Source organism: Rhizobium phaseoli (assembly GCF_010668805.1).
GTDB classification, from domain to species: Bacteria; Pseudomonadota; Alphaproteobacteria; order Rhizobiales; family Rhizobiaceae; genus Rhizobium; species Rhizobium phaseoli_A.
On sequence record NZ_WUFT01000005.1, the window covers coordinates 229012 to 244417 of the forward strand.

The following is a 15406-nucleotide window of genomic DNA, read 5'->3' on the forward strand; positions in this document are numbered from 1 at the left end:
GGTGAAGCATGTTACAAGATAAAGACCGCATCTTTACCAACATCTACGGCCTCAAGGACAAATCCCTGAAGGGCGCGATGAGCCGCGGCCACTGGGACGGCACCAAGCAGATCCTCGAAAAGGGCCGCGACTGGATCATCAACGAGATGAAGGCATCCGGCCTTCGCGGTCGCGGCGGCGCCGGCTTCCCGACTGGCCTCAAGTGGTCCTTCATGCCGAAGGAAAGCGACGGCCGCCCGCACTACCTCGTCGTCAATGCCGACGAATCGGAGCCCGGCACCTGCAAAGACCGCGACATCATGCGTCACGATCCGCATACGCTGATCGAAGGCTGTGTCATCGCCAGCTTCGCCATGGGCGCCAATGCGGCCTACATCTATGTGCGCGGCGAATATATCCGCGAGCGCGAAGCGCTGCAGGCGGCGATCGACGAATGTTATGATTATGGCCTGCTCGGCAAGAACAATAAGCTCGGCTGGGATATGGACATCTTCGTCCATCATGGCGCCGGCGCCTACATCTGCGGCGAGGAAACAGCCCTGCTCGAAAGCCTCGAGGGCAAAAAGGGCCAGCCGCGCCTGAAGCCGCCATTCCCGGCCAATATGGGCCTCTACGGCTGCCCGACGACGGTCAACAACGTCGAATCGATCGCCGTTGCGCCGACGATCCTGCGTCGTGGCGCCGGCTGGTTCTCGGCCATCGGCCGCCCGAACAATGTCGGCACCAAGCTGTTCATGCTCTCCGGCCACGTCAACAAGCCGTGCACAGTCGAAGAGGAAATGGGCATCACCTTCCGCGAACTGGTCGACCGCCATGCCGGCGGCATCCGCGGCGGCTGGGACAATCTGCTCGCGGTCATTCCGGGCGGCGCATCCTGCCCGATCGTTCCGGCCAAGGACATCATCGACTGCCCGATGGATTTCGACGGCCTGCGCGGCGTCGGTTCCTCCTTCGGCACGGCCGCCGCGATCGTCATGGACAAGTCCACTGACGTCATCAAGGCGATCGCCCGCATCTCCGCCTTCTTCAAGCATGAGAGCTGCGGCCAGTGCACGCCCTGCCGCGAAGGCACCGGCTGGATGTGGCGGGTGATGGAGCGCATGGCCAAGGGCAATGCCCAGAAGCGCGAAATCGACATGCTGTTCCAGGTGACGAAGCAGATCGAAGGCCACACCATCTGCGCGCTCGGCGACGCCGCCGCATGGCCGGTGCAGGGTCTGATCCGTAACTTCCGTCCCGAGATCGAAAAGCGCATCGACCAGTATACGGCAAGCGCGCTTGATCATGGCGCGGTTCTGGAGGCGGCTGAATAATCATGGCGGACAACGCATCGAAGAGTGGAAAGAAGGAAGACGCCGCCGATTTCGCGGCCGGCTTCGGCCGTCTTGCCGCCGAGATGCTGGAAAATGCACGGGCAATGCCGGTGCATCCGCTGATGGCGCATCCGGCCGCTGCCTTTGCCGCCGCAACCGCGATCGGCTTCGGTCTCTCCACCCAGATAGCGGGCGCCTTTTTCGGCGCCTTCCAGAGCGCGCTGGAAACCACCGGCAAGGTCGCGGCCGCCCTTGATGACACGCCGCCGGAGGCGCTGGCGCCCGCCGTCGATATCCGGCCGGAGAATATCCGCCCTGAGGTCAAGGTTGTCGCCAAGGCTGTGGTCAAGCCGGTGGCCGCGGCCAAGCCGGCGGCCGAGAAGAAGGCAAGGCCGAAACTGACTGTTGTAACACCGGTCAGCGAACCGGTTCCTGCCAGCCAGCCGAAGCCGGCTGTGAAGGCCAAACCGGCCCAGCGGGCGAAAAAGGCCGACGATCTGAAGCTGATCACCGGCATCGGCCCGAAGCTGGAGCAGGTGCTGAACGACAGGGGCATTCGCAGCTTCGCTGAGATTGCTGCCTGGAGCGCCGAGGACATCACCCGGCTCGATGACGAGCTTGGCGTCAACGGCCGCATCGGCCGTGACGACTGGATCGGCCAGGCAAAGGTTCTGGCAGGGCGGGCGCGCCGAAGGAAATGAACTGTCCGGCCGTGCAATCGGCCGGAAGGATGGGCAGATCGGCGGACGGGCGGGGGCCTCACGCTGCAGATGCCGGTGCGGGTTCCGGACCTGGAACACGCGATAGAGAATTTGGGCGACATCAAATGTCGGCAGGACGAAAGATCCGGCTTGGCAATGAGAGTGTTGCAAAAATAGGTTTGTTTGCCGTCATCAGGCAAACGGGAAACAGGACTGAGCGACGATGGCAAAACTGAAGATTGACGGCAACGAAATCGAGGTTCCGGATCATTACACGCTGTTGCAGGCGTGCGAGGATGCCGGCGCCGAAGTTCCGCGCTTCTGCTTCCATGAGCGGCTGTCGGTTGCCGGCAATTGCCGCATGTGCCTTGTCGAGGTGAAGGGCGGCCCGCCAAAGCCGCAGGCTTCCTGCGCCATGAGCGTGCGCGACATCCGCGGCGGCCCGAACGGCGAACTGGCCGAGGTCTTCACCAACACCCCGATGGTCAAGAAGGCCCGCGAAGGTGTGATGGAATTCCTGCTGATCAACCATCCGCTCGATTGCCCGATCTGCGACCAGGGCGGCGAATGCGACCTGCAGGACCAGGCGATGGCCTTCGGCATCGACACCTCGCGTTACCAGGAAGACAAGCGCGCCGTCGAGGACAAGTATATCGGCCCATTGGTCAAGACGGTGATGAACCGCTGCATCCATTGCACGCGCTGCGTCCGCTTCACCACCGAGGTCGCCGGCATTTCCGAACTCGGCCTGATCGGCCGCGGCGAGGATGCCGAGATCACCACCTATCTCGAACAGGCGATGACCTCCGAGTTGCAGGGCAACGTCGTCGACCTTTGCCCTGTGGGTGCGCTGACCTCCAAGCCCTTCGCCTTCACCGCGCGCCCCTGGGAATTGAACAAGACCGAATCGATCGACGTCATGGATGCCGTCGGTTCGGCGATCCGCGTCGATACCCGCGGCCGCGAAGTCATGCGCGTCCTGCCGCGTGTCAACGAGGCGATCAACGAAGAGTGGATCTCCGACAAGAGCCGCTTCATCTGGGACGGACTGAAGACCCAGCGCCTCGACCGGCCCTATGTCCGCCGCGACGGTCGCCTGCAGCCGGCCAGCTGGGCCGAGGCCTTCGGCGCCATCAAGGCTGCCGTTGCCGCCACGTCGGGCGACAAGATCGGCGCAATCGCCGGCGATCTTGCTTCCGTCGAAGAAATGTATGCGCTTTCCGAACTGGTGAAGTCGCTCGGATCGACCAATCTCGACTGTCGCCAGGATGGGGCGGCACTCGATCCGTCGCTCGGCCGCGCAAGCTACCTCTTCAACCCGACCATCTCGGGCATCGACCAGGCCGACGCGCTGCTGATCATCGGCGCCAATCCGCGCTTCGAGGCGGCAATCCTCAATACCCGCATCCGCAAGCGCTGGCGCCGCGGCAAGTTTCCGATCGGCGTGATCGGCGAGCCGAGCGAATTGCGCTACACCTATGACTATCTCGGTGGTGGTCCGGACACGCTGAAGGATCTGGTCGACGGCGGTCACGCCTTTGCGGAGGTCCTGAAGAACGCCGCCAAGCCGATGATCATCATCGGCCAGGGCGCGCTGTCGCGCACCGATGGCGCCGGCGTACTCGCCAGTGCTGCCAAGCTTGCCGGTTCGGTCGGCGCGGTCGTCGAAGGCTGGAACGGCTTTGCCGTCCTCCATACCGCAGCCTCGCGTGTCGGCGGCCTTGATCTCGGTTTCGTGCCGGGCGCCAAGGGCGTCAATGCCGCCGAAATGCTGACGGCGATGGATGTGCTCTTCCTGCTCGGCGCCGACGAAGTCGACTTCACCGCCAAGAAGGCCAAGCTCACTGTCTATATCGGCTCGCATGGCGATAACGGCGCGCATCATGCCGACGTCATCCTGCCGGCCGCAGCCTATACCGAAAAATCCGGCACTTGGGTGAACACCGAAGGCCGCGTCCAGATGGGCAATCGTGCAGGCTTTGCACCGGGCGATGCCCGCGAAGACTGGGCGATCATCCGTGCCCTTTCCGACGTGCTCGGCAAGAAGCTTCCCTTCGATTCGCTCAGCGAATTGCGCGTCCGGCTCTATGCCGCTTTCCCGCATTTCGCCGCCATCGACGAGATCGCCGAAACCGATAGCGCCCAAATTGCCGCAGTTGCGAAAAAAGCCGGCAAGATGAACAAATCCGGGTTTGCGTCGCCGGTGAAAGACTTCTATTTGACGAACCCGATAGCGCGTGCCTCGGCTGTCATGGCGGAGTGCTCGGCATTGGCCCGCAACAACTTCAAAGTCGCGGCAGAGTAAGGGCAGGGGACTATGGATTCTTTCTTTTCGACCTATGTCTGGCCGGCGATCATCATGATCGGTCAGTCGCTGCTGCTTCTCGTCTGCCTGCTCGTCTTCATCGCCTATGTGCTGCTCGCCGACCGTAAGATCTGGGCGGCCGTGCAGCTGCGCCGCGGCCCGAACGTCGTCGGCCCCTTCGGCCTGTTCCAGTCCTTCGCCGACCTTCTGAAGTTTGTCTTCAAGGAGCCGGTCATTCCGGCCGGCGCCAACAAGGTGGTGTTCCTGCTTGCCCCGCTGGTGACCGTGCTGCTGGCGCTTGCCACCTGGGCGGTGGTGCCGCTCGCCGATGGATGGGTGATTGCCAACATCAATGTCGGCATCCTCTATATCTTCGCGATCTCTTCGCTCGAGGTCTACGGCATCATCATGGGCGGCTGGGCTTCGAACTCGAAGTATCCGTTCCTCGGCGCCCTGCGCTCGGCGGCACAGATGGTGTCCTATGAAGTCTCGATCGGCTTCGTCATCGTCACCGTGCTTCTTTGCGTCGGCTCGCTGAACCTGACCGATATCGTCAATGCGCAGCATACCGGCCTCGGCACCATGCTCGGCCTGCCGTCGTCGTTCCTCGACTGGCACTGGCTGTCGCTTTTCCCTATGTTCATCATCTTCTTCATCTCAGCACTTGCCGAGACGAACCGTCCGCCCTTCGACCTTCCGGAAGCCGAATCGGAACTCGTTGCCGGCTTCATGGTCGAATACGGCTCGTCGCCATACATGATGTTCATGCTCGGCGAATATGCGGCCGTCTGCCTGATGTGCTCGCTGACAACGATCCTCTTTTTGGGCGGCTGGCTGCCTCCGGTCGATATCTGGATCCTCAACTGGGTTCCGGGCATCATCTGGTTCATGCTGAAGGCCTGCTTCGTGTTCTTCATGTTCGCGATGGTCAAGGCTTTCGTCCCGCGCTACCGCTACGACCAGCTCATGCGCCTCGGTTGGAAGGTCTTCCTGCCGCTGTCGCTTGCCATGGTCGTCATCGTTGCATTCGTGCTGAAACTGATGGGTTGGGCATGATGATGTCAGCTCTCGTTTCCGGCAATATTGGAGGTTGAAGATGGCAAGCTTGTCCGGCTCCATCAGCTCGCTGTTTCTCAAGGAATTCGTCGGCGCTTTCTTTCTGTCGATGCGCTATTTCTTCCGCCAGAAGGCGACGATCAACTATCCCTTCGAAAAGGGTCCGGTCTCCCCTCGTTTTCGCGGCGAGCACGCGCTGCGCCGTTATCCGAACGGCGAAGAGCGCTGCATCGCCTGCAAGCTCTGCGAGGCGATCTGTCCTGCCCAGGCGATCACCATCGAAGCCGGTCCCCGCCGCAATGACGGCACCCGCCGCACGGTGCGTTACGACATCGACATGGTGAAGTGCATCTATTGCGGCTTCTGCCAGGAAGCCTGCCCGGTCGACGCCATCGTCGAAGGCCCGAATTTCGAATTCGCGACGGAAACCCGCGAAGAGCTTTATTTCGACAAGTCGCGGCTTCTGGATAACGGAGACCGGTGGGAGCGCGAAATCGCCCGCAACATCGCGATCGACTCGCCGTACCGCTGATCGAGTTTTTGAAATGCCGTAAGGGAGCTTAGCTGCTTCGGTCGCGGTCAATATGCACAGGAGCTTTGCCGGTCAGCCGCGCAAAGCTCTATCGGGCAGATAAACTCCCGGCTGCCCGGGGGAAGATGAAAAAGGCACCAACATGGGTCTGCAGGCTCTATTTTTCTACCTTTTCGCCTTTGTCGCGGTGGCGTCGGCGTTCATGGTCATCTGGGCGAAGAACCCGGTTCACTCGGTTCTGTTCCTGATCCTGGTGTTCTTCAATGCGGCCGGCCTCTTCCTGCTGCTCGGTGCCGAATTCCTGGCGATGATCCTGCTCGTCGTCTATGTCGGCGCCGTCGCCGTGCTCTTCCTCTTCGTGGTGATGATGCTCGATATCGACTTCACCGAATTGAGGGCCGGCGTTCTCGAATATGCGCCGATCGGCGGGCTGATCGGGGTGATCCTCGCGGCCGAGCTGATCGTCGTCATCGGCGGCAGCGTCATCTCGCCCGAGATCGCCAAGACGGTCGCCATGCCGATCCCGGCGCTGACGGAACGCACCAATACGGCCGCCCTCGGCGACGTGCTCTACACCAACTACGTCTATTTCTTCGAGATCGCCGGTCTGGTGCTGCTGGTCGCCATGATCGGCGCGATCGTGCTGACGCTGAGGCACCGCACCAACATCAAGCGGCAGAATATTCCCAGGCAGGTTGCCCGCACGCCCGCCACCGCCGTCGAGGTGGTTTCGGTCAAGCCCGGGCAGGGCGTCTAAGGCAGGTCAAGGAACAAAGAACATGGTCATCGGACTTTCCCACTACCTGACGGTCAGCGCCATCCTCTTCACGCTCGGCGTCTTCGGCATCTTCCTGAACCGGAAGAACGTCATCGTCATACTGATGTCGATCGAGCTGATCCTGCTTGCCGTCAACATCAACATGGTCGCCTTCTCCTCCTTCCTGAACGACATCGTCGGCCAGGTCTTCGCGCTGTTCATCCTGACAGTCGCGGCTGCCGAAGCGGCGATCGGTCTTGCAATTCTCGTTGTCTTCTACCGCAACCGCGGCTCGATCGCGGTCGAAGACGTCAATATGATGAAGGGCTGAGTGGCTCATGTTCCTCTATAAGGCTATCGTCTTTCTTCCCTTGATCGGCGCGATCGTCGCCGGCCTGTTCGGCCGCGCCATCGGCGCCAAGGCTTCGGAATATGTCACCAGCGGTCTGATGATCATCGCCGCCATCCTGTCCTGGGTGGTGTTCTTCACCGTCGCCATGGGCCATGCCGAAGGTGGGCCGATCAAGGTCGAGGTGCTGCGCTGGATCCAGTCCGGCGGCATCGACGTCTCCTGGTCGCTGCGCGTGGATACGCTGACCTCCGTCATGCTGATCGTCGTCAACACGGTCTCGACGCTGGTGCACGTCTATTCGATCGGCTACATGCATACCGATCCGCATCGTCCGCGCTTCTTCGCCTATCTCTCGCTCTTCACCTTCGCCATGCTGATGCTGGTGACCGCCGACAACCTTGCCCAGATGTTCTTCGGCTGGGAAGGCGTCGGTCTCGCCTCCTACCTGCTGATCGGCTTCTGGTTCAAGAAGCCGTCGGCAACGGCAGCGGCGATGAAGGCCTTCATCGTCAACCGCGTCGGCGACTTCGGCTTCGTGCTCGGCATTGCCGGCGTCTTCGTGCTGTTCGGTTCGATCAATCTCGACACGATCTTCGCCAATGCCTCGAATTTCGCCCCGCATGAAGGCGGCGGCGAGGCGAGCGAAGTCATCCTCAACCTCTTCGGCATGCAGCTCGACAAGGCGCATGCGCTGACCGGCGTCTGCCTGCTGCTGTTCATGGGCGCCATGGGCAAGTCGGCGCAGTTCCTGCTGCACACCTGGCTGCCCGACGCCATGGAAGGCCCGACCCCGGTCTCGGCCCTCATCCATGCCGCCACCATGGTCACCGCCGGCGTCTTTCTCGTCGCCCGCATGTCGCCGCTCTTCGAACTGTCGCCGGATGCGCTCGTCGTCGTCACCGTCATCGGTGCGATCACCGCCTTCTTCGCGGCAACCGTCGGCCTGGTGCAGAACGACATCAAGCGCGTCATCGCCTATTCCACCTGTTCGCAGCTCGGCTACATGTTCGTGGCGCTCGGAGTAGGGGCCTATGGCGCGGCGATCTTCCATCTGTTCACGCACGCCTTCTTCAAGGCGCTGCTCTTCCTCTGCGCCGGCTCGGTCATCCATTCCGTCGATGGCGAGCAGGACATGCGCTACATGGGCGGCCTGTATCCGCATATCAAAGTTACCGGCATCCTGATGATCATCGGCACGCTGGCGATCACCGGCGTCGGCATTCCCTTCACGCCGATCGGCTTTGCCGGCTTCTTCTCCAAGGACGTGATCATCGAGGCGACCTATGCTTCGCATTCGCCGGTCGCAGGCTTTGCCTTCTCGCTGCTGGTCATCGCGGCTCTCTTCACCAGCTTCTATTCCTGGCGCCTGATCTTCATGACCTTCTTCGGCAAGCCGCGCGCTTCGCATGAGGTGATGCATCATGTCCACGAATCGCCGCAGGTCATGCTGGTGCCGCTTTATCTTCTGGCGATCGGCGCAGTGTTTGCCGGCGTGATCTTCGAAGGCCGGTTCTACGGCGAGGAGTACGCCGAGTTCTGGAAGGGCGCGCTGTTTACCGGGGCCGAGAACGAACTGGTCGAACAGTTCCATCACGTGCCGGCGCTCGTGGGCTTGAGCCCGTTCATCGCCATGCTGCTCGGCTTCGTTCTTGCCTGGTACATGTATATCCGTTCGCCGCAGACGCCGCGCACCCTCGCCAGGCAGCACCGCATTCTCTACCAGTTCCTGTTGAACAAGTGGTATTTCGACGAACTCTACGACTTCCTCTTCGTCCGCACGGCCAAGGCGCTCGGCCGCTTCCTGTGGAAGAAGGGTGACGTCGGCGTCATCGACACCTACGGCCCGAACGGCGTTGCCGCCCGCGTCGTCGCCGTTACCGACCGCGTCGTCCGCCTGCAGACCGGTTACCTCTATCACTATGCCTTCGCCATGCTGATCGGCATTGCGGCGCTTGTTACCTGGATGATGCTCGGGAGTTCCTTCTGATGACCGATTGGCCTATTCTTTCAACGGTCACCTTCCTGCCGCTCGTCGGCGTGGTGCTCCTGCTATTGATGAACGGCGAAAGCGAAACCGGCCGGAAGAACGTGCTGTGGATCTCGCTGATCACCACCGTCTTCACCTTCATCGTCTCGCTTCTCATCTGGACCGGCTTCGACAATGCCAATCCGGGCTTCCAGATGCTCGAAAAGCATGACTGGCTCGGCACCGGCATCGGCTACCACCTGGGCGTCGACGGCATCTCGATGCTGTTCGTCATCCTGTCGACCTTCCTCATGCCCTTCTGCGTGCTGGCGAGCTGGCTCTCGATCGAGAAGCGCCTGAAGGAATATATGATCGCCTTCCTCATCCTCGAAACGATGATGGTCGGTGTCTTCGTCTCGCTTGATATCGTGCTTTTCTACGTCTTCTTCGAGGCGGGCCTCATCCCGATGTTCCTGATCATCGGCGTTTGGGGTGGCAAAGACCGTGTCTACGCGAGTTACAAGTTCTTCCTTTATACGCTGCTCGGCTCGGTGCTGATGCTGCTCGCCATCATGGCGATGTACTGGCAGGCCGGCACGACCGACATCACCGCACTGCTCGCTTATAAATTCCCGCCGGCGCTGCAGACTTGGTTATGGCTTGCCTTCTTTGCCTCCTTCGCGGTGAAAATGCCGATGTGGCCGGTTCATACCTGGCTTCCGGATGCCCACGTTCAGGCGCCGACGGCAGGCTCGGTGATCCTGGCCGGCGTGCTCTTGAAGCTCGGCGGCTACGGTCTCATCCGCTTCTCGCTCGGCATGTTCCCGGTCGCATCAGACTATTTCGCGCCGTTCGTCTTCGCCCTGTCGGTCATTGCGATCATCTATACCTCGCTGGTGGCGATGATGCAGGACGATATCAAGAAGCTGATCGCCTATTCCTCGGTGGCGCACATGGGCTACGTCACAATGGGCATCTTTGCCGCCAACATGCAGGGTGTTCAGGGTTCGATCTTCCAGATGCTGTCGCACGGCATCGTCTCCGGCGCGCTCTTCCTCTGCGTCGGCGTCATTTACGACCGCACCCACACCCGCGAGATCAACGCCTATGGCGGCCTGGTCAACAACATGCCGAAATATGCCGTCGCCATGATGATCTTCACCATGGCCAATGTCGGGCTTCCCGGCACGTCCGGCTTCATCGGCGAGTTCCTGACGCTGATCGGCGTCTTCCGGGTCAATACCTGGGTCGCGCTGTTTGCCGCCACCGGCGTCATCCTCTCGGCCGCCTATGCACTCTGGCTTTATCGCCGGGTGATCTTCGGCGCGCTGGAGAAGGAAAAGCTGAAGGCGCTGCTCGATCTTTCCAGACGCGAACAGCTGATCCTCTACCCGCTGGTCGCACTGACCATCTTCTTCGGCGTTTACCCGGCTCCGGTCTTCGATGCGACGGCCGCCTCGGTGGATCTGCTGGTCAACAACTACACGGCCGCCGTGCACGCAGCGCAGAATGTTGCGCTGTCTATGAATTGATGACGGGACTTATCGGACATGACCGCTGAAACAATTCTCCTCAGTCTGCATCTTTCCGCGCCGGAGCTCATCCTCGCGGTCGGCGCCCTTGTCCTGTTGATGGTCGGCGTCTTCTCAGGCGAGCGGTCGGGCCTCGTCGTCACCGGCCTCGCCATCGTGCTGCTGCTGGCCGCTGGCCTGTGGCTGCTCTTCGTGCCCGCTGAAGGGCTCGCCTATGGCGGCGTCTACATGGCCGACGGCTTCTCGCGATTCATGAAGCTGGTGGCGCTCATCGGTTCGCTGGTCGCCCTGTTCATGACGACCGGCCACGCACGCGAAAACCAGCTCGACAAGTTCGAGTTCCCGGTTCTGCTGGTGCTTGCGACCCTCGGCATCCTGCTGATGATCTCGGCCAACGACCTGATCTCGCTCTATCTCGCGCTGGAACTGCAGTCGCTGGCGCTCTATGTCGTCGCTGCGATCAACCGCGACAGCCTGAAATCGACCGAAGCCGGCCTGAAATATTTCGTTCTCGGCGCGCTTTCCTCCGGCATGCTGCTCTACGGCATGTCGCTGGTCTACGGCTTCACCGGCCACACCCAGTTCTCCGAAATCGCCCAGGCGCTTTCCGTCGAGGGTGCGCGTTCGCTCGGTCTGATCTTCGGCCTGGTCTTCATCCTTGCCGGCATCGCCTTCAAGATCTCCGCCGTTCCCTTCCATATGTGGACGCCCGACGTTTATGAAGGCGCGCCGACGCCGGTCACTGCCTTCCTGGCCGCAGCCCCCAAGGTTGCCGCCATGGCGATGATGACCCGCATCGTCATCACCGCCTTCCAGCCGGTTCTGGCGGATTGGCAGCAGGTCATCGTCTTCATCTCGATCGCTTCGATGCTGCTCGGCGCGTTTGCCGCGATCGGCCAGAAGAACATCAAGCGACTGATGGCCTATTCGTCGATCGGCCACATGGGCTATGCGCTGGTCGGCCTTGCCGCCGGCAACCAGACCGGCGTTTCCGGCGTCATGCTGTATATGGTCATCTACATGGTCATGACCCTCGGCACCTTTGCGATCATCATGTCGATGCGCCGCAAGGACGGCACCGTCGTCGAAAATGTCGACGATCTCGCCGGCCTTTCCACCACCAACCCGTTCATGGCCGTGGTGCTGACGGCGCTGATGTTCTCGCTGGCCGGTATCCCACCGCTCGCCGGCTTCTTCGCGAAGTACTTCGTCTTCGTCGCCGCCATCGAAGCCAAGCTTTATGCGCTCGCCATCATCGGCGTACTCGCCTCGGTCGTCGGCGCTTATTATTATCTGCGCGTCATCAAGCTGATGTGGTTCGATGAGGCGACCGGCGAATTCGCCCGCGTCTCCGGTTCGTTGCGTCTGGTCTTCGGTCTCTCCGGTCTGTTCGTCACCGCCTATGTCTTGATCGGCGGCCCGATCGGCGGTGCGGCCGAGCTTGCCGCCGCGACGCTCTTTTGATGGCTTCCGACGGACGGCGCCGGATATCGCTCGGCGATTTCAGGCACGAGGCTCTGTCGGAAACATCGTCCACCAACAGCGAATGCCTCGCCCGGGCTCGGGCGGGCGATGGCGGTAATCTCTGGGTGACGGCCGAACGGCAGACCGGCGGCCGTGGCCGCCGCGGCAGGCTCTGGGTTTCCGAACCTGGCAATCTCTACGCTTCTCTTCTGCTGATCGACCCGGCGCCGATGGAGCGCCTGAGCTCCTTGCCGCTTGCTGTTGCCGTTGCCGTGCACCAGGCAATCCGCCAGGTCTTGCCGCCGGGTGCCGAGCCGCTCGAGATCAAATGGCCGAACGATGTCCTCATCGGCCGAAAGAAGACCTGCGGCATTCTCGTTGAAGGTGAGAGGCTGCCGGATGGCCGCTATGCGCTGATCGTCGGCATCGGCATCAATGTTTCGGTGATGCCGGACAATCCGCTCTACCCCGTCACCTGTCTGCGTCAGCATGCGAGTGCGGCCTCGCCGGAGGAGCTTTTCGCCCATCTCTTCGCAGCGATGGCGGAGGTGCTTGATCAATGGGATCAAGGGCGCGGCGTCGGCGAGATCACCGCACGCTGGCGCACCGTCGCCTGCGGCATCGGCGAAAAGATCACCGTGAACTTGCCGGACCGATCGATTTCCGGACAATTCGCCGGAATTGATGATAATGGCTTGTTGATGCTCGATACCGGCACTGGCAGGATGATGCCCATTGCTGCCGGTGATGTGTTTTTTAGATAGCGGAAAAAACGAAAATTATGGCGAAACAGGACGAGTTGGTATTCCTGCCTCTGGGCGGCGTTGGCGAGATCGGCATGAATCTCGCTCTTTATGGCTACGGCCCGCCCGAGCATCGCCAATGGATCATGGTCGATTGCGGCGTTACCTTTCCCGGCCCCGACCTGCCGGGCGTCGACCTCGTGCTGCCCGATATCCGTTTCCTCGCCGGTGAGCGCAAGAACCTCAAGGCGATCATCATCACCCATGCCCATGAAGATCATTATGGCGCGCTCGCCGACCTTTGGCCCGGACTCAACGTGCCGGTCTATGCCTCGGGCTTTACCGCCGGTCTGCTCGAAGCCAAGCGCAATTTCGAAAAGGCCAGGATCGGCGAAGTGCCGGTGACGCCGTTCAAGGCAGGCGACACCATCAATGTCGGCCCCTTCAGCATCGAGGGTGTGGCCGTCAACCATTCGATCCCCGAGCCGATGTCGCTGATGATCCGCACGCCGGTCGGCAATGTCATCCACACCGGCGACTGGAAGATCGACCACGAGCCCTCGCTCGGCCCCCTGACTGATGAGACGCGGTTCCGCCAGCTCGGCGACGAGGGTGTTCTCGCGCTGATGTGCGATTCCACCAACGCGCTGCGTGACGGCGTTTCGCCCTCCGAAAAGGATGTGTCGGAAAGCCTGCGCAAGATCATCGAAAATGCCGAAGGGCGGGTGGCGATCACCACCTTCTCGTCGAATGTCGGGCGCATCCGCACCGTCGCCGAGGCTGCCGAGGCGGCAGGCCGCGAAGTGCTGCTGCTCGGCAGCTCGCTGAAGCGGGTCGTCGACGTCGCCCAGGATATCGGCCTGATGGAGGGCGTGAAGCCTTTTATCTCCGAGGACGAATATGGCTACATCCCGCGCGATAAGGTCGTCGTCATCCTGACCGGCAGCCAGGGCGAGGCGCGGGCAGCACTTGCCAAACTTTCCCGCGACGAGATGCGCAATGTGGCATTTGCGGCCGGCGATATCGTCGTCTTTTCCTCGCGCTCCATTCCCGGCAACGAGAAGGCGATCCAGGACATCAAGAACGGCCTCGTCGAGCAGGGTGTGCACATCATCACCGATACCGAAGCGCTGGTTCACGTCTCCGGCCATCCGCGCCGCAACGAATTGCAGCGGATGTACGAGTGGACGCGGCCGAAGATCGTCGTGCCGGTGCATGGCGAGGCGACGCATCTGACGGCGCACAAGGAGCTTGCCGAGCAATCCGGCATTGCCCTGGTGCCGCGCGTGCGCAACGGCGATATTCTGCGGCTGGCGCCGGGTCCCGCCGAGGTGATCGGCCAGGCGCCGCATGGCCGCATCTACAAGGACGGTACGCTGATCGGCGATTTCGACGAAATGGGGATCGGCGAGCGCAAGAAGCTTTCCTATGTCGGCCATGTCGCGGTCAGCGTCGTGCTCGACGCCCGCTATGACATCGTCGGTGATCCCGATCTCGTTGCGATCGGCCTGCCGGTCTACGACGTCGAGGGCGAGGAGATGGAAGATACGCTGTTCGAAGCGGCGATCAGCGCCATCGAAAGCATTCCGCGCGCCCGTCGCAAGGATATCGACATGCTGCAGGAGGCCGTGCGCCGGGCCATCCGCTCGGCCGCGAACCAGGTCTGGGGCAAGAAGCCGGTCGTCACCGCCTTCGTCACCAAGATCTGACCATGCTTGGCCGCGTGAACCATGTCGCCATTGCCGTTGCCGATCTGGCCGCGGCAACGGCCGCCTATCGCGACACGCTGGGCGCTGCCGTATCGCAGCCGCAGGCTCTGCCGGAACACGGCGTCACCGTCGTCTTCGTCGAGTTGCCGAATACCAAAGTCGAATTGCTGCAACCGCTCGGCGATACTTCGCCGATCGCAGCCTTCCTCGAAAAGAACCCGTCCGGCGGCATGCATCATATCTGCTACGAGGTGGACGATATCATTCTCGCCCGTGACCGGTTGGTCGAGGCCGGGGCGAGGGTGCTCGGCGACGGCCAGCCGAAAGCCGGCGCGCATGGCAAGCCGGTGCTGTTTCTGCATCCCAAGGATTTCTTCGGCACGCTGATCGAACTCGAACAGGCGTGAGCCCTGCGGCAGAATGCCTCCGAGGCACTCAAGCGCGTCATCCGCTTTGAGTTGGCGGCCATTCCGCCGTATAAGGGCACCTAACTCACAGTGACAGAACGTCTGTCGCCGTCCTGCAAAGCATGTCGCGCAAAAGTGTGCAGCGGTTTTGCGGCAACGACATGCGTAAAACAAAGAGCTAAAGCGCAAGGAGCGAATCTGAAAGATCGCGACGCGCTTTAGCGCGACACCACCGGGAACCACAATGCTCCAGACATTTCTTCAGGGATTTGCCGTCTACTTCATCGTCTGGTGGATGACGCTGTTTGCCGTCCTGCCGATCGGACTGCGCACCCAGGCTGAGGACAATGATGTCGTGTTCGGTACCGTTCCGAGCGCGCCCAGTCGGTTTCGTGCCGCCTTCGTCTTTTCGCTGACGACGCTGATTTCGGCTCTGATCTACGGCCTCTGGTATGTCTGCGACACCTATTTCGGCTGGGGCTTCGATGCCCTTCCACAACTCGGGCCGAGCTTCTACTAAGAGCCAGCTTTTGCCCAAACTTTGGGCAGATGTATATCGTTAAAAAGCG

14 protein-coding genes are annotated in these 15406 nt (G+C 61.5%); all 14 read left to right on the top strand.

Annotation, left to right across the window (positions count from 1 at the left end; genetic code table 11):
• Nucleotides 1–8 precede the first annotated feature (8 nt).
• The 14 genes from nuoF to GR197_RS10050 all read left to right on the top strand — a co-directional run bounded on the left by nuoF (nucleotide 9) and on the right by GR197_RS10050 (nucleotide 15357).
• Nucleotides 9–1313, top strand: coding sequence for an NADH-quinone oxidoreductase subunit NuoF (gene nuoF, locus GR197_RS09985; protein WP_003547378.1), 1305 nt, complete (start codon nucleotides 9–11; stop codon nucleotides 1311–1313).
• Between the two features lie 2 nt (nucleotides 1314–1315).
• A complete protein-coding gene (locus tag GR197_RS09990; protein ID WP_164008956.1) occupies nucleotides 1316–2014 on the top strand; it encodes a 5' DNA nuclease in 699 nt (232 codons plus the stop codon).
• Between the two features lie 223 nt (nucleotides 2015–2237).
• Nucleotides 2238–4319: an NADH-quinone oxidoreductase subunit NuoG gene (gene nuoG / locus GR197_RS09995; RefSeq protein ID WP_164008959.1), complete on the top strand. Its 2082-nt coding sequence runs from the start codon at nucleotides 2238–2240 to the stop codon at nucleotides 4317–4319.
• A 12-nt stretch (nucleotides 4320–4331) separates the two neighbouring features.
• Nucleotides 4332–5375, top strand: coding sequence for an NADH-quinone oxidoreductase subunit NuoH (gene nuoH, locus GR197_RS10000; protein ID WP_007626184.1), 1044 nt, complete (start codon nucleotides 4332–4334; stop codon nucleotides 5373–5375).
• 40 nt (nucleotides 5376–5415) lie between these two features.
• Entirely contained in the window at nucleotides 5416–5907 is a 492-nt protein-coding gene (gene nuoI, locus GR197_RS10005) for an NADH-quinone oxidoreductase subunit NuoI (RefSeq protein WP_164008961.1), read from the top strand.
• A gap of 142 nt (nucleotides 5908–6049) precedes the next feature.
• Entirely contained in the window at nucleotides 6050–6664 is a 615-nt protein-coding gene (locus tag GR197_RS10010) for an NADH-quinone oxidoreductase subunit J (RefSeq protein WP_164008963.1), read from the top strand.
• A 22-nt stretch (nucleotides 6665–6686) separates the two neighbouring features.
• A complete protein-coding gene (gene nuoK, locus GR197_RS10015; protein WP_003547388.1) occupies nucleotides 6687–6995 on the top strand; it encodes an NADH-quinone oxidoreductase subunit NuoK in 309 nt (102 codons plus the stop codon).
• A gap of 7 nt (nucleotides 6996–7002) precedes the next feature.
• Nucleotides 7003–9003, top strand: a complete 2001-nt coding sequence (gene nuoL / locus GR197_RS10020; RefSeq protein WP_164008966.1) for an NADH-quinone oxidoreductase subunit L — start codon at nucleotides 7003–7005, stop codon at nucleotides 9001–9003.
• Nucleotides 9003–10514, top strand: a complete 1512-nt coding sequence (locus GR197_RS10025; RefSeq protein WP_164008968.1) for an NADH-quinone oxidoreductase subunit M — start codon at nucleotides 9003–9005, stop codon at nucleotides 10512–10514. Before nuoL ends, GR197_RS10025 begins: the two co-directional genes overlap by 1 nt.
• A gap of 18 nt (nucleotides 10515–10532) precedes the next feature.
• Nucleotides 10533–11978, top strand: coding sequence for an NADH-quinone oxidoreductase subunit NuoN (nuoN, locus tag GR197_RS10030; protein ID WP_164008970.1), 1446 nt, complete (start codon nucleotides 10533–10535; stop codon nucleotides 11976–11978).
• The gene (locus tag GR197_RS10035; protein ID WP_164008971.1) at nucleotides 11978–12742 is read left to right on the top strand and encodes a biotin--[acetyl-CoA-carboxylase] ligase; all 765 of its coding nucleotides are present in this window, start codon (nucleotides 11978–11980) and stop codon (nucleotides 12740–12742) included. Before nuoN ends, GR197_RS10035 begins: the two co-directional genes overlap by 1 nt.
• A 17-nt stretch (nucleotides 12743–12759) precedes the next feature.
• Nucleotides 12760–14430 carry a ribonuclease J gene (locus GR197_RS10040; RefSeq protein ID WP_164008973.1) on the top strand — a complete coding sequence of 557 codons (1671 nt, stop codon included), beginning with the start codon at nucleotides 12760–12762 and terminating at the stop codon, nucleotides 14428–14430.
• Between the two features lie 2 nt (nucleotides 14431–14432).
• Nucleotides 14433–14837, top strand: coding sequence for a methylmalonyl-CoA epimerase (mce, locus tag GR197_RS10045; RefSeq protein WP_164008975.1), 405 nt, complete (start codon nucleotides 14433–14435; stop codon nucleotides 14835–14837).
• A gap of 244 nt (nucleotides 14838–15081) precedes the next feature.
• Nucleotides 15082–15357 carry a DUF1467 family protein gene (locus GR197_RS10050; RefSeq protein WP_164008977.1) on the top strand — a complete coding sequence of 92 codons (276 nt, stop codon included), beginning with the start codon at nucleotides 15082–15084 and terminating at the stop codon, nucleotides 15355–15357.
• Nucleotides 15358–15406: the final 49 nt, after the last annotated feature.

Excerpts from the sequence above, each read along its gene's own strand:
- nuoF (WP_003547378.1), top strand. The coding sequence starts at position 9 with ATGTTACAAGATAAAGACCGCATCTTTACCAACATCTACGGCCTCAAG.
- GR197_RS09990 (WP_164008956.1), top strand. The coding sequence starts at position 1,316 with ATGGCGGACAACGCATCGAAGAGTGGAAAGAAGGAAGACGCCGCCGAT.
- nuoG (WP_164008959.1), top strand. The coding sequence starts at position 2,238 with ATGGCAAAACTGAAGATTGACGGCAACGAAATCGAGGTTCCGGATCAT.
- nuoH (WP_007626184.1), top strand. The coding sequence starts at position 4,332 with ATGGATTCTTTCTTTTCGACCTATGTCTGGCCGGCGATCATCATGATC.
- nuoI (WP_164008961.1), top strand. The coding sequence starts at position 5,416 with ATGGCAAGCTTGTCCGGCTCCATCAGCTCGCTGTTTCTCAAGGAATTC.
- GR197_RS10010 (WP_164008963.1), top strand. The coding sequence starts at position 6,050 with ATGGGTCTGCAGGCTCTATTTTTCTACCTTTTCGCCTTTGTCGCGGTG.
- nuoK (WP_003547388.1), top strand. The coding sequence starts at position 6,687 with ATGGTCATCGGACTTTCCCACTACCTGACGGTCAGCGCCATCCTCTTC.
- nuoL (WP_164008966.1), top strand. The coding sequence starts at position 7,003 with ATGTTCCTCTATAAGGCTATCGTCTTTCTTCCCTTGATCGGCGCGATC.
- GR197_RS10025 (WP_164008968.1), top strand. The coding sequence starts at position 9,003 with ATGACCGATTGGCCTATTCTTTCAACGGTCACCTTCCTGCCGCTCGTC.
- nuoN (WP_164008970.1), top strand. The coding sequence starts at position 10,533 with ATGACCGCTGAAACAATTCTCCTCAGTCTGCATCTTTCCGCGCCGGAG.
- GR197_RS10035 (WP_164008971.1), top strand. The coding sequence starts at position 11,978 with ATGGCTTCCGACGGACGGCGCCGGATATCGCTCGGCGATTTCAGGCAC.
- GR197_RS10040 (WP_164008973.1), top strand. The coding sequence starts at position 12,760 with ATGGCGAAACAGGACGAGTTGGTATTCCTGCCTCTGGGCGGCGTTGGC.
- mce (WP_164008975.1), top strand. The coding sequence starts at position 14,433 with ATGCTTGGCCGCGTGAACCATGTCGCCATTGCCGTTGCCGATCTGGCC.
- GR197_RS10050 (WP_164008977.1), top strand. The coding sequence starts at position 15,082 with ATGCTCCAGACATTTCTTCAGGGATTTGCCGTCTACTTCATCGTCTGG.